This window comes from Terrabacter aeriphilus (assembly GCF_039542985.1).
In the GTDB taxonomy this organism is placed as follows: domain Bacteria; phylum Actinomycetota; class Actinomycetes; order Actinomycetales; family Dermatophilaceae; genus Terrabacter; species Terrabacter aeriphilus.
Genome location: NZ_BAABIW010000009.1, coordinates 257,601 through 273,190, shown reverse-complemented (window position 1 = coordinate 273,190; position 15,590 = coordinate 257,601). Strand labels below are relative to the sequence as shown.

Here is a 15,590-nt window from a genome sequence, read left to right as displayed (position 1 = left end):
AACCCGCGTCACGAGCTGGTCGCACCCGGCCGCGCGTGGGTGGATCCCGACGAGCCGCCGGGGCCGGTCGGGTGCCCGGGCTCGGCCGGCTTGGCCGGCTTCTCGGGCTCGGTGGGCTTGGTGGGCTTGGCCGGCTTCTCGGGCTCGGTGGGCTTGGTGGGCTTGGCCGGCTTCTCGGGCTCGGTCGGCTTGGCCGGTTTCTCGGCCGGCCTCGGCTTCTCCGGAGTGGCCGGCTCGGCAGGCACTCCTGGCACGGCCCGCCGCGTGGCCTCGCCCGGCTCACTCGGCCCCCCGGACGTCCCAGGCTCCCCCGACCCCGGCTTCTCCGGCTTGGCGGGCTTGGCGGGCTTGGCGGGCTTCTCCGGCTTGGCGGGTTTGGCGGGCTTCTCCGGCTTCCCCGGCCTGGCGGGCTTCTCCGGCTTGGAGGGCTTGTCCCCCTTGGCGGGTTTCTCCGCCTTGGCGAGCTTCTCCGGCTCGGCCGCGACGCCGGGCAGCCGGTGCGGCGGCGCCTCGGGCGTGACGGCGAGCGTCGCACCCGGCACGGGGACGAGGACGACGGGCGATCCAGGCCCGGCGTCGACCAGGAGGCGGCCGCCCTGCTGCTCGACGGGGGCCGTCGGCCGCGTGTCGGCGCCCGCTCCGGCGCCGGTGCCGGCGGCATCCGGGCCGGGGCGCGCACCCCGTTCGGAGGGCTCGTGGGGCCGGCCGACCGGGCTGTGCTCGACCCGGTCGAGCACGGCGTCGGGCAGACCCACCGCGGCGGCCACGCCCGCGCCCGAGGCGCCGACCGCGAGCGCGGCGAACGCCCCGAGGTAGCGGTGGTGCCGGCGCCCGATGCGGCGCCGCGGCGAGCGTCCCGGCAGCGGTGCGTCCGCGTGGCCGGCGAGCGCGGAGAGCAGCTGCGCGACCGGCTCCGCGCCCGCGTCGAACCGACCGGCGAGCCGGTCGAGGAGGAGGTCGTCGGCGACGAGGTCGCTCATCGGCGTGGGGTCGCTCATGCCACGTCACCTGCCCCGGCCTGCGCGAGGAGGGTCCGCAGCTTGGCGAGCGCCCGGTGCTGCGCCACCCGCACCGCGCCCGTCGTCATGCCGAGGGCTGCCGCCGTCTCGTCGGTCGACATGCCCACGGCGACCCGCAGGGTGAGGATCTCGCGCTGCTGCGCGGGGAGCGTCTGCATGAGCGCGAGCGCGGTCGATACGTCGTCGCGCAGGACGGCGACCGACTCGGGCGTCGGCCCGTCGTCGGTGGCGTCCGGCACCTCGGCCACCGGGGTCGGGGCGCGCATGGCCGAGCGCTGCGCGTCGGCGAGCTTGCGGGCGGTGATCGTGTAGACGAAGGCCTCGAAGGGCACGCCGCGCTCCTCGTAGGTCGGCAGGGCGGTGACGAGCGCCATGCACACCTCCTGGGCGACGTCCTGGGCCGTGTCCTCGGCGCCGAAGCGACCGAGGCGGACGCGCGCGTACCGCACGGCCATCTCGCGCACGCGGGCCAGCAGCAGGTCGCGCGCGTCCGGGTCCCGGACGGCGCACCTCGCCAGCTCGCGCAGCGGGGGTGCGTCCACCCGCCCCATCGCGTCCCGGGCGCCCGGCGTTACGCCGCCGCGCCCCGGCTCCTCGTGCGCCATCCGTGCCGATCCCCCGAAGCTCTCTCGTCGCTCGTGCGCGTCCGTGCCCGACCGTGTCCGCCCGGGGTCGTCCCCGTCGGCGAGGGCCCATGCTAGTGGCGCGCCGCCGCCCGGGGGTGGCGGACGAGGTGCCCGACGAGGGGCCGCCGATGTGACGAGCGGCCACACCTCCGGCGACCGGCCCGGGCAGGGGCACCTGACGCCGACCATCCCAAGGGCAGGCCAAGTCTTGAACAAGTCTTGAACCACGTGACCTTTATCCCGGGTCGAGCACCCGGTTAGCGTCGATCTGCGCCCCTTCGGACCTCTGGTCCGGTGGTGGCCGACACGACCTGGCGGCTGCGCCGCCCGACGCGAGAGACGAGTTCATGGCCGAGATCACCCGCTTGCCCGGACCGGTAGCCGACCTCTGGGACTGGCAGCTGGACGGGGCCTGCCGCGGCGTCAGCCCCGAGGTCTTCTTCCACCCGGAGGGCGAGCGCGGCCCGCGCCGGCGCAACCGCGACGCGCAGGCCAAGGCCGTCTGCGCGGCCTGCCCCGTCCTGACGCAGTGCCGGTCCCACGCCCTCGAGGTGCGCGAGCCCTACGGCGTCTGGGGTGGCCTGACCGAGAGCGAGCGCGAGGTGCTGCACGGCGGCATCCAGGAAGCCTCCTGACGCCGCGCCACCAGCACCCCACCGGGCCGGCGCGCACCGCCGACGCACGAAGGGCCGCTCCCCCACGGGGAGCGGCCCTTCGTCAGCTCGGGCGCCGGTCACGGCGCCTGTCGCCGCCGGCGCTCACGCGCCGGGAGGTGCGATCCGGCTCAGTGGCCGTGACCGTGCCCGTGGCCGCCGGCCTCGGACTCCTCCTCCGGCTTGTCGACGACGAGCGTGTCGGTCGTGAGGATCATCGACGCGATCGACTCGGCGTTGCGCAGCGCGGAGCGCGTCACCTTGACCGGGTCGATGACACCGGCGGCGATGAGGTCGCCGTACTCGCCGGTGGCCGCGTTGAGGCCCTGGCCGAGCGGCAGCTCGGCGACCTTCGAGGTGACGACGTAGCCCTGCAGGCCCGCGTTCTCGGCGATCCAGCGGAGCGGCTCGGCGACGGCCTTGCGCACGATGCTCGCGCCCGTCGCCTCGTCGCCGGTCAGCTCGAGGGCGTCGATGGCCGAGGCGGCGTGGATGAGGGCGGTGCCGCCACCGGCGACGATGCCCTCCTCGATGGCAGCGCGCGTCGCGGAGATGGCGTCCTCGATGCGGTGCTTCTTCTCCTTGAGCTCGACCTCGGTGTGGGCACCCACCTTGATGACGCAGACGCCACCGGCGAGCTTGGCGAGGCGCTCCTGGAGCTTCTCGCGGTCCCAGTCGGAGTCGGTGCGCTCGATCTCGGCCTTGATCTGGTTGACGCGGCCGGTCACCTCGGACTGCTCGCCGGCGCCGTCGATGATCGTCGTGTCGTCCTTGGTGAGCACGACTCGGCGGGCCTGGCCGAGCACCGTGAGGTCGGCCTGGTCGAGGCTGAGCCCGACCTCGGGCGCGATGACCTGCCCACCGGTGAGCACGGCGATGTCCTGGAGCATCGCCTTGCGGCGGTCGCCGAAGCCCGGGGCCTTGACGGCGGCGACGTTGAACGTGCCGCGGATCTTGTTGACGACGAGCGTCGAGAGGGCCTCGCCGTCGACGTCCTCGGCGATGATGAGCAGCGGCTTGCCCGACTGCACGACCTTCTCGAGGACCGGGAGCACCTCGGCGACGGCCGAGATCTTGCCCTGGTTGATGAGGATGTAGGCGTCCTCGAGGACGGTCTCCATGCGCTCGGTGTCGGTGACGAAGTAGGCCGAGAGGTAGCCCTTGTCGAACTGCATGCCCTCGGTGAACTCGAGCTCGGTCGCCGTCGTCGAGGACTCCTCGACGGTGATGACGCCGTCCTTGCCGACCTTGTCGAACGCCTCGCCGATGAGGCCACCGAGGGTGGCGTCCTGGGCGGAGAGCGTCGCGACCGAGGCGATCTCGTCCTTGCCGTCGACCTCGCGGGCGTTCTCGAGCAGGCGGTCGTTGACCGCGGTGACGGCCTTGTCCATGCCGCGCTTGAGCGCGGCCGGGGCGGCGCCGGCGGCGACGTTGCGCAGGCCCTCCTTGACCATGGCCTGGGCGAGGACCGTGGCGGTCGTCGTGCCGTCACCGGCGACGTCGTTCGTCTTGGTCGCGACCTCCTTGGCGAGCTGGGCGCCGAGGTTCTCGTAGGGGTCCTCAAGCTCGATCTCACGGGCGATGGTGACGCCGTCGTTCGTGATCGTGGGGGCGCCCCACTTCTTGTCGATGACGACGTTGCGGCCCTTGGGGCCGAGCGTCACCTTGACGGCGTTGGCGAGCGCGTTGACGCCGCGCTCGAGCGACTTGCGGGCGGAGTCGTCGAACTCCAGCTGCTTGGCCATGATGTTCCTTTGGCTCGGGTTGCGTTGTGGTTCTTGGTCTTCCGGGCAGGACCCGGGTCAAACGAGACGCACCCCGGCGAGGCCCCAGCGGGGCTCACCGGGGTGCGTTCACGGCATACGGCTGGGTCAGCCGACGATCGCGAGGACGTCGCGCGCGGAGAGGATGAGGTACTCCTCGCCGCCGTACTTGACCTCGGTGCCGCCGTACTTGCTGTAGATGACCTTGTCGCCGACCTTGACGTCGAGCGGCACGCGCTCCGAGCCGTTCTCGTTGAAGCGGCCGGGACCGACGGCGAGGACCTCGCCCTCCTGGGGCTTCTCCTTGGCCGTGTCCGGGATGACGAGGCCGGACGCGGTGGTCTGCTCGGCCTCGAGGGACTTGACGACGATGCGGTCTTCGAGCGGCTTGATGGAAACCGACACGGTGGTGACCTTCCCTTCGGGACAGTCGGAATGGAACTACGGACTGGGGCTCTTCGAGGCTGGCCGCCGTCGCGGGGGTCGACCGCCCTCGAGGAGGGCGCTGGCACTTTCGGTACGAGAGTGCCAACACGAGCAAATCTAGGTTTGCCGTTAGCACTCGGTCAAGTCGAGTGCCAATACTCGTCCCCAGCGCGAGGCTGCGAGGATGGCGTCATGGACGCCGCGATGGTCGACCGCCTGTCCGCGGGCGAGGGATGGGCCCTGCTCCAGTCGCTGCCGCCCTACGACGAGGCGGCCTCGCTCCGGCTGCAGGGACGGCTCCGCGAGGCCGGCTTCGCCGCCGACCTCGTGGCCGCAGCCCTCACGCAGTCGCGCCTGCGGGCGCGCGCCACCGACAAGTTCGGCGAGTTCGCCGCCGGCATGCTCTTCACCCCCGACGGCCTCGAGCAGGCCACCCGCCTGCCCGTCGCGGCCCGCCACGCGCACCGGTACGCCGCCGCCGGCATCCGTGAGGTCCACGACCTCGGGTGCGGGGTCGGCTCCGACGCCATGGCGCTCGCCGGCCTCGACCTCACCGTCCACGCGGTCGACGCCGACGACGTGACCGCGCGCGTCGCGGCCGTCAACCTGCGGCACTGGCCCTCCGCCCGCGTCACCCACGGGCTCGCAGAGGACGTACGCCTCCCCGACGGCGCGGGGTCCAGCCAGCTCGGGCTGTGGCTCGACCCCGCCCGCCGCGTGAGCGGGGTGGCCGACATCAGCGGCCGCACGAAGCGCGTCTTCTCCCTCGACGCGATCTCCCCGTCGTGGCAGCAGGTGCAGGCCTTCGCCGCCCGGGTGCCGGCCACCGGGGCCAAGCTCTCCCCCGCCTTCCCGCACCGCGCGCTGCCGCCGGGCACCGAGGCGCAGTGGACCTCGTGGAACGGCGAGGTCCTCGAGTGCGCGGTCTGGTGGGGGCCGCTCGCGACGACGCCGGGACGCACGGCCGCGGTCGCGACCGAGGCGTCGACCCAGCTCGTGACCGAGGCCGACGCCGAGGAGGGCACGCGCCGGCCGCCCCTCGGCTCGGTCACCGAGGTGGGCGAGTGGCTCTACGAGCCCGACCGGGCCGTCATCCGGGCCGGGCTCACCGGGGCCCTCGTCGGTGCCGTCGAGGGCGCGGAGCTCGCGGGAGGCGTCGGCTACGTGAGCAGCCGAGCGGCGCACGAGGTCGCGTGGGCCCGGCGCTACCGCGTGATCGAGGCCATGCCGCTCTCGACGAAGCACCTCGCCCGGTGGCTGCGCGACCACGGCCACGACCGCGTGACGATCAAGAAGCGCGGCGTCACCCTCGACGCCGACCAGCTGCGCCGGCAGCTGAAGATGACCGGGAGGGGCCGGGGCGGCTCCGAGGCGACCCTCGTGCTGACCCGGGTCGGCGGCGGCCAGGTCGCCCTCGTCGTCGCTGCCGCCTGAGGCCGGTCACCTGGTCCCGGTCCGGTGATCCGTGCCCGGTCCGGCGATCTTCCACCGGACCGAGGCCACTCCGCCGGACCGAGCACGCTCCACCGGCCGGGGTCAGGCCCGGCGGTAGCGCTCGTGGAGCGCGATCCACGTCTCGTCCCAGTCGGGCAGGGCGGCGCCGGCGAGGTCGGCCTCGAGGCGGCGCACGTAGGTGTCCCAGCCCGCGGCATACCCCGCTGCCTGCCCGGCGCCGAGGCGCTCGTGCCGCAGCCGCAGCCGCGCCCCGTCGCCCTCGGCACCGACCTCCACCGTCACGAGGGTCACCGCGCCGCCGACGGGCCACTCCCAGACGAGGCGGGTGGGCCGCTCGCACGAGACGACCCGGCACGACGGGGTGTCGGCGTCGTCGAAGTGGATCGTGAAGGCGCCCCCGGGGCGCAGGTCTCCGGTCACCGGCGCGAACCACCGCGCCAGCCGCTCGGGTTCGGTGCAGGCCGACCACAGGTCGTCGGGCGAGGTCGCGTAACGGCGGTCGAAGACCGCGGCCACCCCCTCGCCGTCGCGCTCGATGCGGCCCAGCACCTCGGTCAGCTCGCTCATGCCTGCTCCTGTCGCCTGGCCCGCGCGCCGCGGGCGATCTCGGTGTCGAGGGCGTCGAGGCGCTGCCCCCAGAACATGCGGACGTCGCGGCACCACTGCTCGAGCTCGTCGAGCGCGGCCGGCGCGAGGCGGTAGACGCGCTGGCGCCCCCGCTCCTGCGCCTCGACGACCCCGGCCTCCCGCAGCACCCGCAGGTGCCGCGAGATGCCGGGCCGGGACGCGTCGAACCGCGCCGCGACCTCGCCGGCCGTCAGCTCCCCGCTCGCGAGGTGCTCGACGATGCTCCGCCGGGTGGGGTCGGCCAACGCCTCCCAGGTGCCGTTCATCCCAGAAGCGTAACTCGCACGTTACGTAACGAGCAAGGTACGCGTCGGCGCGGCACCCGCTGCCGCGGCAGGGCCGTCGCTCAGAGCGCGGCGTCCGGCTGGGCCCCGACCCAGTGCACCGCGGCCGCACCGGCCACGTTGGCGGCCTCGAGCGCGCCCCGGCGGTCCGCACCGGTCGCGAGGGCCGCTGCGAGCGCGCCGCAGAAGGCGTCACCGGCACCCACGGTGTCGCCGAGGTCGCGCTTCGCCACGGGTATGCCGTCGACGCCGTCGAGCCCCCAGCGGGCCCCGGCCGCCCCGAAGGTCACGAGCAGCGACCCCGGCACGAGGTCGGAGTCGGCGAGCTCGCGCATCTCCGACTCGTTGACCACCACGGGGTCGGCGAGCGCGACCACGTCGGGAGGGAGCACGGCATACGGGGCGAGGTTGACGACGACGGTGGCTCCCGCTGCGGCGGCGGCGCGGCAGGCGGCCGCCACCGTGTCGAGGTGGACCTCGAGCGAGCAGAGCAGCACATCGCCCGTGCCGAGCCGCCCGGCGGCCGCCACGAGCGACTCGTCGCGCTCACCGTTCGCCCCCGCCACGACGATGATGGCGTTCTCGCCCTCCTCGTCGACGGTGATGTAGGCGGTGCCCGTGGGGGCGCCCGGGCTCGTGGACACGTCGGAGGTGTCGATGCCGAGCCGCCGGAGCCGCTCGACGTAGGCGCGCCCGGGCCCGTCGTCGCCGACGCGCGCGAGCATCGCGACGTCGGCCCCCGCCCGGGCGGCGGCCGCGGCCTGGTTGCCGCCCTTCCCGCCGGCGAACCGGCCGCCGTCCTCGCCGAGCAGCGTCTCGCCGGGCAGCGGGTGCCGCTCGACGAGGGTGACGACGTCGACGTTGAGCGAGCCGAGCACGGCGACGCGCCCCATCAGGACCGCTCCCCCGCGCCGAGGAGCGTGTCGGCCCAGAGCCGCGCGTAGCGCTCCCCGTCGACCTCGAGGGCGACCTCGATGCGCACCGGGGCCTCGCCGTGCGGGTCGTGCGCCATGTCTCCGGTCCAGTCCCGCCGGTCGACGATGGTGCGTCCGCGCGACCACGCGCCGGCCAGCTCGACGCGGAGCGGCAGGCTCTGCGTCGTCAGGCCCTCGGGGGCGAGCACGGCGCAGACGGCGCCGGCGTCGCCGATGGTCGACGCCTCGCGGGCGAAGCGCTCGTGCTGGAACTCGAGCAGGCGCCCGCCCAGCTCGGCCGGGCCGCGTCCTCCGACGGCGACGAGCTCGGCGGCGAGCGCCCGGTCGACGACCGGCTCGTAGAAGACGTCGAGGCCGTACATCGTCACCGCGATGCCGAGGTCGGCGGCGGCGTCGAGCACGATGGCCGCGGCCTCCGGGTCGTGGAAGACGTTGAACTCCGCCGACGCCGTCGCGTTGCCGACGTTCGCCGCCCCGCCCATGAAGATGATGCGTGAGATGCCCTGCGCCACATCGGGATACGTGCGCAGCAGCAGCGCGATGTTCGTCAGCGGCGCCAGCGGCACGAGGGTGACGGGCCGGCCCGCCCGCGCCGCCTCGCGACAGACGTCGCGGAGCAGCTCGACGGCGTGTCGCGGGTCGGGGTCGTGGGCGGCCGGCCCCCAGCCGAGCTCGCCCATGCCGTCCTCGCCGTGCACGTGCCGGGCGTCGACCGGTCGCTCGAGGAGGGGGCGGTCGGCGCCGCGCGCGACCGGCACGTCCGCCCGCCCGGCCGTCTCGAGCACGAGCAGGGTGTTGCGCACGACGTCGTCGACGGGGGCGTTGCCACCGACGCAGGTCACGGCGCGCAGGTCGAGGCCCGGGTGCAGCGCGGCGAGCAGGAGCGCGCACGCGTCGTCGACGCCGGTGTCGACGTCGAGCACGACGGGCACCGGACGCAGCGGCGGGCCGTCGGTGGCCTTCGGTGCGGGGGCCGGTGCGGGGCTGGGTGCGGGGGTGGAGGCTGCGATCGGGTCGGTCGTCACAGCGGGCACGGTACCGGGCGGTCGCGCCCAGCCGCCCGGGATACGCTCGAGCGATGCGTGTGCAGCCCCGTCGACGCCGTCCCCCGACCCGCCTCCGGCTCGTGACCCTCGTCGCCGCCACGGCTCTCACCGCCGCCTGCTCGTCCGCGCCGTCACCGGGCGGCGCCACCGGTGCGGCCTCCGGCTGGGCCGGCACCAGCGCGGGCCCGACGACGCCGGCCTCGTCGGGGCCGAGCTCGGTGCCGACGTCGGTGCCGACATCGGTGCCGACGTCGTCGGACAGCGCGAGCAGCACCCCGACGGGGAACGCCACGGGCACGCCCACGGGCACCCCCACAGGGTCGACCCCGACCTCGTGCGCGCCCGCGATCGTGGCCCGCATGGACGCCGGCGAGCGGGCCGGTCAGCTGCTCATGGTCGGGCTCGACGCCGGCGCGAGCCGCACCAGCCTCGACGCCCTCGTCGCGAGACGCCACCTCGGCGGCGTCATCCTCCTCGGCGGCTGGGGCGACGGGGTCGACCGGGTGCGCGCCACGACCCGGCACCTGGCCTCGCTCGCGTCGGCGAAGGACACGGCCGGTCTCGGCATGCTCCTGGCCGTCGACCAGGAGGGCGGCGCCGTGCAGCAGCTGCGCGGCGACGGCTTCAGCCGGATGCCGTCCGCCACCGCCCAGGGCCAGGGGTCGGCCACCGCGCTCACCGCGGACGCCACTCGCTGGGCGGGGCAGCTGCGGGCGGCGGGCGTCAACGTCAACCTCGCCCCCGTCGCCGACACCGTCCCCGCGTCCCTCGGGCGGGCCAACGGCCCGATCGGGCAGTACGACCGCCAGTTCTCGAGCGACCCCGAGCGGGTGGCCCGGATGGTCGGGGCCTTCGTCGCCGGCATGCGGGCCGGCGGGATCGCCTCGACCGTCAAGCACTTCCCCGGCATCGGCCGGGTCACCGGCAACACCGACGTCACGGCCAGCGGCATCACCGACCGCCGAACGACGGTCGACGACCCCTACCTCGAACCCTTCCGCACCGGCATCCAGGACGGCGTCGAGCTCGTCATGGTCGGCTCGGCCGTCTACAGCCGCATCGACCCGGGCACGAACGCCCCCTTCTCGCGGGCGATCGTCACCGACCTCCTGCGCGACCGGCTCTCCTACGACGGGGTCGTCATCACCGACGACGTCGGCGCCGCGAAGGCCGTGGCGGACGTGCCCGTGGGCCAGCGCGCCACGCGCTTCATCGCGGCCGGTGGCGACATCACGCTCACGGCGCGCCCCAGCACCGTCCCGACGATGCACGAGGCCATCACCGAGAAGATGGCGGCCGACCCGGCCTTCGCCGCGAAGGTCGAGGCCGCCACGACCCGGGTCGTCGACCTCAAGCTGCGGATGGGCCTCGCCCGCTGCTCCTAGGCCTGCACGAGGGTGACCGGCATGGACGAGTCCGTCGGGAGCCCGAGGTCGCTCGGCTCGCGGCCCTTGGCGACCATCTGCGCGCCGAGCGCGGCGACCATGGCGCCGTTGTCGGTGCACAGCCCGGGCCGCGGCACGCGCAGGGTGACGCCGGCCTTGGCGCAACGCTCCTCGGCGAGCGCCCGCAGGCGCGAGTTCGCCGCGACCCCACCGCCGATGAGGAGGTGGTCGACGTCGTGCTCCTTGCACGCGAGCAGGGCCTTGCGGGTCAGCACGTCGACGACGGCCTCCTGGAAGCTCGCGGCGACGTCGGCGACGGGCACGCTCTCGCCGGCCCGCTGCCGCGTCTCGACCCAGCGCGCCACGGCCGTCTTGAGCCCCGAGAACGAGAAGTCGAACCGGTGTCGCTCCATGTCGCGACCCGTCGTCAGGCCGCGCGGGAAGTCGATGGCGATCCGATTGCCCTCTCGCGCAGCACGATCCACGTGTGGCCCACCCGGAAAGGGCAGACCGAGCACACGGGCGACCTTGTCGAAGGCCTCCCCGGCGGCGTCGTCCATCGTCGCGCCGAGCGAGCGCACGTCGTTCGTCACGTCGGGCACGAGCAGCAGCGAGGAGTGGCCGCCCGACACGAGCATCGCCATCGTCGGCTCGGGCAGGGGACCGTGCTCGACGATGTCGACGGCGACGTGCGAGGCCAGGTGGTTGACGCCGTAGAGCGGCTTGCCGAGCGCCACGGCGAGCGCCTTGGCCGAGGCAACGCCGACGAGCAGCGCGCCGGCGAGTCCCGGGCCCGAGGTCACCGAGATCGCGTCGAGGTCGCGCAGCGCCACCCCGGCCTCGCGGCAGGCCCGCTCGATCGTCGGCACCATGGCCTCGAGGTGGGCCCGGCTCGCGACCTCCGGCACGACCCCGCCGAAGCGGGCGTGCTCCTCGACGCTGCTCGCGACCGTGTCGACGAGGAGCGTCTGGCCGTGCACGATGCCGACCCCGGTCTCGTCGCAGGACGTCTCGATGCCGAGGACGAGTGGCTCGTCGCTCATGCGTCTCCCTCCGTGACGTGGAGACGCAGCACGAGGGCGTCGACGTCTCCCGGTTGGTAGTAGCGGCGCCGCACCGAGACGACCTCGAAGCCGGCGCTCTCGTAGAGCCGGCGGGCGGCGGCGTTGTCGGCGCGCACCTCGAGCATGACGGCCTCGGCCCCGTGCCCGCGGGCCCGCCGCAGCAGCTCACCGAGCAGCACCCGACCGAGGCCGCGGCCGCGGTGGGCGGGCACCGTCGCGATGGTCATGACGTCGGCCACGTCGCCCGCGACGTCGAGGCCGGCATACCCGGCGATCGTGCCGTCGGGCGCCTGCGCCACGACGTAGTCGCGCCGGGGGCGACCGGCGAGCTCGGCCCACCACGTCGCCTCCGACCACGCGTCGTCGGCGAAGAGCAGCTGCTCGAGCCCGGCGAGGACGGCGAGGTCGGTCCACTCGAGCTCGCGCAGCGTCACGGCGGACCCGGGCGACACGGCGGACGCGGGCGCCGAGTCGACGCGGGGTCCCGGGGCGACGGTCATCCGAGCGTCGACTTCGCGCTCGGCGGGGCGGGCGCCGCGTCGGGCCGGCGCAGGTAGAGCGGCTCGAGGCCGTCGAAGCCCGCACCGGGGTCGACCTGCTGGAGCTCGACCCCGGCCTGGCGGGGTGTGGCCGCGAGCCGGCGCACGGCGAGGTCGGCGAGCGCCCCGGCGCCGACGTCGAGCGGGCCGACCCCGTGCGGGAGGCTGTCGGGGTAGAGGGAAGGGCCGCGACCTGCCGTGGGCAGCTCACGCAGGTCAGGGAGCAGGTCGGCCGCCCGCGCCACGAAGGGGTCGAGGGTGCGCACCGCGCCGTCGTCGTCGAGCGCGTAGGCGGCGGCGTAGACCTCCTTGCGGCGCGCGTCGGTGGCCACGAGGAGGTCGCCGCGCCGCCCGGAGCGCCACGCCTCGTGGGCGATCGCGTCGGGGCTCGTCAGGCCACGCACGGGCACCCCGAGCGCGAAGGCATACGTGCGGGCCGTGACGATGCCGACGCGCAGCCCCGTGAAGGGCCCGGGCCCGATGCCGGCGACGACGTCGGTGACGTCTCCCGGCTCGGCGCCCACCGTGTCGAGCACGGCCCGGATGCCGGGAGCGAGGTGCTCGGCGTGCGCACGGGCGTCGAGGGTCGTCTCCTCGGCGACCACCGAGCTGCCGTCGTGCAGGGCGACGGTGATGGCGGTCGTCGACGTGTCGATCGCGAGCAGGAGCACGCGGTCAGGCTATCCGAGGGACGGCGACGCCCCACCACCGCCGCCGACCGGCGCGACGGCTCAGAGGGGCGCGACCGCGTCGAGCACCGCGCCCCAGCGGGGGCCCACCCCGACGAGGCGCGCGGTGCGCACGTCCTCGCCCACGATCGTCAGCTCGAGACGCGACTCGCTCAGCTGCTCGGCGAGACCGGCGCCCCACTCGACGACGGTGACGCTCGCGTCGAGGTCGGCGTCGAGGTCGAGGTCGTCGAGCTCGATCGCGCTGCCGAGGCGGTAGGCGTCGACGTGCACGAGCGCGGGCCCGTCGACGAGCGAGGGGTGCACCCGGGCGATGACGAAGGTCGGTGAGGTGATCGGACCGCGCACGCCCAGACCCTCGGCGATGCCCTGGGTCAGCGTCGTCTTGCCCGCTCCGAGGTCGCCGGTCAGCACGAGCACGTCACCGCCGCGCAGCAGCGCCCCGAGCCTCCGGCCGAAGTCCTGCGTCTCGTCCGGCGTCGCCCACCTGACGACCCGCTCGACGCTCACGTCCCCGTCCTCCGCTCGGCAGCATCGCCCTTCCCGCCCTTCCCGGCCTTCGCGGACTTCGCGGGCTCGGAGTCGCCGGAGCCCCTGGCGCTCGTGCCGCGCCTCGCGCCCCGACCCGCGCGGGCGAGCTCGGCGGCCTCGCTCTCGAGGCGGCGCTGGCGACGGTTCTTCGCGACGTCGGTGACGACGCGGCGCACGCGCGGCTGGGTCGAGACCTCGATCTGCTCGGCCCGGGCCCGGGCCGACTGGTCGACGAGCTGCACGAGGTGCGCGTCGAGCAGCTCGGGGTGCTCGAGCATGATGACGTGCCCGGCGTCGTTGACGACGATGTGCTCCGCACCGGGGATGCCCTCGACGATGAGCTCGCTGTGCGCCGGCGGCGTGAGCACGTCGTCACGGCCGTTGAAGACGAGCACGACCGCGTGCCGGTACTCGAGCAGGGCCGGACGCTTGTCGAAGCCGTCGAAGGTCATCAGGTAGTCGTTGACGACGTCGAGCGGCGTGCCGAGGAGGATGTCGGAGGTGTAGCGCACGACCGAGCGCGGCACCGGTGAGGCGAACGAGTTCTGCTCGACGAGGAAGTGCTCGAGGTCCCGGGCCACCCGACGCATCCGGCCGAAGAGCTCGGGGCGGTGGCTGAGCGAGCCGAGCACCCCCGGCCCGAGGCGCTCGAGCATGAGCCGGCCCATCGTGGCGACGCGACCGCCGTTGGCGAGCATGAGCCCGCCCGCGCTCGTCGCGACGAACGCGGCACCGACCACCCGCTCCACGACGAGCACCGGGTCCAGCTCGCCGAGCGCGAGCATCGTCATGCCGCCCATCGAGTGCCCGACGAGCACGAGGTCGCCCTCGGGCACCACCTGCGCGACCACGGCGTGCAGGTCCTGGCCGAGCCGGTCGATCGTGTAGCTGTCGCGCGCGCCCCGGCCCGACTGGCCGTGGCCGCGCTGGTCCCAGCTGACGACGCGGTAGCCGGCCTCCTTGAGGGCCCGCCGCTGGTAGACCCAGCAGCGCAGGCTGAGGCAGTAGCCGTGCGTCAGCACGACGGTCGGCAGCTCGTCGGGCCGGCCGTGGCGCGTCGAGCCGTCGGCCGCCACGCGGGCGGCCCCGGGGTCGGGCAGGTCGATCTCCACGTGGAGCGCGACCCCGTCGTCGGTGAGCACGACACGCTCCTCGTCGGGCGTGATGTCGAGCAGCTCGGGGGTCTCGAGGGCGGCCATCGCCGCGCGGTGCTTGCCGGCGCGGTCGGCGGCGATGCCGGCAGCCACGCCGGCCGCGACCCCGAGGGTGGCGGCGGCGATGCCGATGACCGGGTTGCGCCGCGAGCTCATGCACCGGCCTTCGCGTCGGCGTCCGGCGCACCGAGGTGCAGCCGGGGCACGCGGGCGCCGAGCCGGGTGACGATCTCGTAGCTGATCGTGCCGGTCGCGTCGGCCCAGTCCTGGGCCGTGGGCTCGCCGGGCGCGCCGCCGAAGAGGGTGACCACGTCGCCGGCGCTCGCGCCCGACCCGGCACCGAGGTCGACGACGAACTGGTCCATGCAGACCCGGCCGGCGATCGTCGTGCGCCGGCCGTCGACGAGGAGCGGGCCGACGTTCGTCGCGTCGCGGGGCACGCCATCGGCATACCCGGCCGGCACGAGGCCGACCACGGTGTCGGTGGCGGGCACGTAGGCGTGCCCGTAGCTGACGCCCTGCCCGGCCGGCAGCCCCTTGACGAGGGCGAGGCGCGCCCGCAGGGTCATGACCGGCCGCAGCCCGAAGTCGTCGTCGAGCTGCGGCACGGGCGTGAGGCCGTACATCGCGATCCCGGGGCGCACGAGGTCGGCGTGCGCGGAGGGGTGCACGAGCGTGGCGGCGGAGTTCGCGAGGTGGCGCACCTCGGGCCGGCAGCCGGCCCGCTCCGCCTCGGCGACCGCCTCGAAGAAGCGCTCCTGCTGCGCGAGCACCGTCGGGTGCTCGGGCGAGTCGGCGTGCGCGAAGTGCGTCCAGATGCCGACGACCTGCACGGCGCCCTCGGCCTCGAGCGGCCGGGCGTGGCGCACGAGCGTGGTCCAGTCCTGCCCGTAGGCGCCGCCGCGGCCGAGGCCGGTGTCGACCTTGAGGTGCACGCGGGCCGTGCGGCCGAGCGAGCGGGCCGCCGCGGCGATCTCGTCGAGCACCCACGGTGCCGACGCCGAGAGGTCGATGTCACGCGCCACGGCCGCGGCGAAGTCGGTGCCCGGCACGCTCAGCCAGGTGAGCAGCCGGGCCGTGATGCCGGCATCGCGCAGCGCCACGGCCTCGGGCAGCTGGGCCACGCCGAGCCAGGTCGCGCCGGCCCGCAGCGCGGCGCGCGCGACCGGGAGCAGGCCGTGGCCGTAGGCGTCCGCCTTGACGACCGCCATGAACTCGGAGCCGGAGGCCCGCTCACGCAGGGTGCGCACGTTGGCCTCGAGGGCGGCGAGGTCGATCTCGGCCCAGACCGTGCGGCCGAGCGTGGCCGACTCGAGCGTGGCCGGCTCGTGCGGGGTCGGCACGGCCGGCTCGGTGGCGTCGGTCTCGCTCATCTGTGCAGTCTCGCAGGTCGT

Annotated in this window: 17 protein-coding genes; 3 read left to right on the top strand and 14 right to left on the bottom strand. The window is 74.9% G+C overall.

The genetic code is table 11. From position 1 onward, the window contains the following. Positions 1-8: 8 nt before the first annotated feature. Together ABD979_RS06325 and ABD979_RS06320 are read right to left on the bottom strand one after the other, a co-directional pair. Positions 9-998 carry a hypothetical protein gene (locus ABD979_RS06325; RefSeq protein WP_345506599.1) on the bottom strand — a complete coding sequence of 330 codons (990 nt, stop codon included), beginning with the start codon at positions 996-998 and terminating at the stop codon, positions 9-11. After that, positions 995-1,570, bottom strand: coding sequence for a sigma-70 family RNA polymerase sigma factor (locus tag ABD979_RS06320; RefSeq protein WP_345506733.1), 576 nt, complete (start codon positions 1,568-1,570; stop codon positions 995-997). Before ABD979_RS06320 ends, ABD979_RS06325 begins: the two co-directional genes overlap by 4 nt. Positions 1,571-1,992: 422 nt before the next feature. On the opposite strand from ABD979_RS06320, the gene ABD979_RS06315 reads away from it, so the two are divergent. Further along, entirely contained in the window at positions 1,993-2,280 is a 288-nt protein-coding gene (locus ABD979_RS06315) for a WhiB family transcriptional regulator (RefSeq protein WP_345506598.1), read from the top strand. A gap of 149 nt (positions 2,281-2,429) precedes the next feature. Here ABD979_RS06315 and groL read toward each other — a convergent pair whose 3' ends face one another. Together groL and groES are read right to left on the bottom strand one after the other, a co-directional pair. Beyond that, a complete protein-coding gene (gene groL, locus ABD979_RS06310) occupies positions 2,430-4,043 on the bottom strand; it encodes a chaperonin GroEL (protein ID WP_345506597.1) in 1,614 nt (537 codons plus the stop codon). A gap of 126 nt (positions 4,044-4,169) precedes the next feature. After that, positions 4,170-4,466, bottom strand: coding sequence for a co-chaperone GroES (groES, locus tag ABD979_RS06305; RefSeq protein ID WP_345506596.1), 297 nt, complete (start codon positions 4,464-4,466; stop codon positions 4,170-4,172). A gap of 213 nt (positions 4,467-4,679) precedes the next feature. Between groES and ABD979_RS06300 the strand changes: the two genes are divergently transcribed. Beyond that, positions 4,680-5,921 carry a class I SAM-dependent methyltransferase gene (locus ABD979_RS06300; RefSeq protein WP_345506595.1) on the top strand — a complete coding sequence of 414 codons (1,242 nt, stop codon included), beginning with the start codon at positions 4,680-4,682 and terminating at the stop codon, positions 5,919-5,921. A 102-nt stretch (positions 5,922-6,023) separates the two neighbouring features. On the opposite strand, the gene ABD979_RS06295 is transcribed toward ABD979_RS06300, so the two are convergent. The 4 genes from ABD979_RS06295 to ABD979_RS06280 all read right to left on the bottom strand — a co-directional run bounded on the left by ABD979_RS06295 (position 6,024) and on the right by ABD979_RS06280 (position 8,813). After that, entirely contained in the window at positions 6,024-6,509 is a 486-nt protein-coding gene (locus ABD979_RS06295) for an SRPBCC family protein (protein ID WP_345506594.1), read from the bottom strand. Continuing rightward, positions 6,506-6,835, bottom strand: coding sequence for an ArsR/SmtB family transcription factor (locus ABD979_RS06290; RefSeq protein ID WP_345506593.1), 330 nt, complete (start codon positions 6,833-6,835; stop codon positions 6,506-6,508). The genes ABD979_RS06295 and ABD979_RS06290 overlap by 4 nt, the downstream gene beginning before the upstream one ends. Positions 6,836-6,915: 80 nt before the next feature. After that, positions 6,916-7,746, bottom strand: coding sequence for a PfkB family carbohydrate kinase (locus ABD979_RS06285; protein ID WP_345506592.1), 831 nt, complete (start codon positions 7,744-7,746; stop codon positions 6,916-6,918). Beyond that, entirely contained in the window at positions 7,746-8,813 is a 1,068-nt protein-coding gene (locus ABD979_RS06280; RefSeq protein ID WP_345506591.1) for a nucleoside hydrolase, read from the bottom strand. The genes ABD979_RS06285 and ABD979_RS06280 overlap by 1 nt, the downstream gene beginning before the upstream one ends. Before the next feature lie 53 nt (positions 8,814-8,866). Here ABD979_RS06280 and ABD979_RS06275 point away from each other — a divergent pair, with 53 nt between their 5' ends. Further along, positions 8,867-10,219 carry a glycoside hydrolase family 3 N-terminal domain-containing protein gene (locus ABD979_RS06275; protein WP_345506590.1) on the top strand — a complete coding sequence of 451 codons (1,353 nt, stop codon included), beginning with the start codon at positions 8,867-8,869 and terminating at the stop codon, positions 10,217-10,219. Here ABD979_RS06275 and tsaD read toward each other — a convergent pair. From tsaD to alr, 6 genes are read right to left on the bottom strand one after another with little or no spacing between them, the layout of a single operon-like run. Next, positions 10,216-11,262, bottom strand: a complete 1,047-nt coding sequence (gene tsaD / locus ABD979_RS06270) for a tRNA (adenosine(37)-N6)-threonylcarbamoyltransferase complex transferase subunit TsaD (RefSeq protein ID WP_345506589.1) — start codon at positions 11,260-11,262, stop codon at positions 10,216-10,218. The two genes, ABD979_RS06275 and tsaD, sit on opposite strands and share 4 nt — an antisense overlap. Next, on the bottom strand, positions 11,259-11,783 hold the full coding sequence (rimI, locus tag ABD979_RS06265) for a ribosomal protein S18-alanine N-acetyltransferase (RefSeq protein WP_345506588.1): 525 nt from the start codon (positions 11,781-11,783) through the stop codon (positions 11,259-11,261). Before rimI ends, tsaD begins: the two co-directional genes overlap by 4 nt. After that, positions 11,780-12,493: a tRNA (adenosine(37)-N6)-threonylcarbamoyltransferase complex dimerization subunit type 1 TsaB gene (tsaB, locus tag ABD979_RS06260; RefSeq protein WP_345506587.1), complete on the bottom strand. Its 714-nt coding sequence runs from the start codon at positions 12,491-12,493 to the stop codon at positions 11,780-11,782. Before tsaB ends, rimI begins: the two co-directional genes overlap by 4 nt. Before the next feature lie 60 nt (positions 12,494-12,553). Next, positions 12,554-13,021, bottom strand: coding sequence for a tRNA (adenosine(37)-N6)-threonylcarbamoyltransferase complex ATPase subunit type 1 TsaE (tsaE, locus tag ABD979_RS06255; protein WP_345506586.1), 468 nt, complete (start codon positions 13,019-13,021; stop codon positions 12,554-12,556). Next, positions 13,018-14,352, bottom strand: coding sequence for an alpha/beta fold hydrolase (locus tag ABD979_RS06250; RefSeq protein WP_345506585.1), 1,335 nt, complete (start codon positions 14,350-14,352; stop codon positions 13,018-13,020). Before ABD979_RS06250 ends, tsaE begins: the two co-directional genes overlap by 4 nt. Further along, entirely contained in the window at positions 14,349-15,569 is a 1,221-nt protein-coding gene (gene alr / locus ABD979_RS06245) for an alanine racemase (protein ID WP_345506584.1), read from the bottom strand. The genes ABD979_RS06250 and alr overlap by 4 nt, the downstream gene beginning before the upstream one ends. Positions 15,570-15,590: the final 21 nt, after the last annotated feature.

Coding starts and splice junctions, on each gene's coding strand:
- ABD979_RS06285 (WP_345506592.1), bottom strand. CDS start 7,746: ATGGGGCGCGTCGCCGTGCTCGGCTCGCTCAACGTCGACGTCGTCACC.
- ABD979_RS06275 (WP_345506590.1), top strand. CDS start 8,867: ATGCGTGTGCAGCCCCGTCGACGCCGTCCCCCGACCCGCCTCCGGCTC.
- rimI (WP_345506588.1), bottom strand. CDS start 11,783: ATGACCGTCGCCCCGGGACCCCGCGTCGACTCGGCGCCCGCGTCCGCC.
- alr (WP_345506584.1), bottom strand. CDS start 15,569: ATGAGCGAGACCGACGCCACCGAGCCGGCCGTGCCGACCCCGCACGAG.
- groL (WP_345506597.1), bottom strand. CDS start 4,043: ATGGCCAAGCAGCTGGAGTTCGACGACTCCGCCCGCAAGTCGCTCGAG.
- tsaD (WP_345506589.1), bottom strand. CDS start 11,262: ATGAGCGACGAGCCACTCGTCCTCGGCATCGAGACGTCCTGCGACGAG.
- ABD979_RS06250 (WP_345506585.1), bottom strand. CDS start 14,352: ATGAGCTCGCGGCGCAACCCGGTCATCGGCATCGCCGCCGCCACCCTC.
- ABD979_RS06325 (WP_345506599.1), bottom strand. CDS start 998: ATGAGCGACCCCACGCCGATGAGCGACCTCGTCGCCGACGACCTCCTC.
- ABD979_RS06290 (WP_345506593.1), bottom strand. CDS start 6,835: ATGAACGGCACCTGGGAGGCGTTGGCCGACCCCACCCGGCGGAGCATC.
- ABD979_RS06320 (WP_345506733.1), bottom strand. CDS start 1,570: ATGGGGCGGGTGGACGCACCCCCGCTGCGCGAGCTGGCGAGGTGCGCC.
- ABD979_RS06295 (WP_345506594.1), bottom strand. CDS start 6,509: ATGAGCGAGCTGACCGAGGTGCTGGGCCGCATCGAGCGCGACGGCGAG.
- ABD979_RS06300 (WP_345506595.1), top strand. CDS start 4,680: ATGGACGCCGCGATGGTCGACCGCCTGTCCGCGGGCGAGGGATGGGCC.
- ABD979_RS06315 (WP_345506598.1), top strand. CDS start 1,993: ATGGCCGAGATCACCCGCTTGCCCGGACCGGTAGCCGACCTCTGGGAC.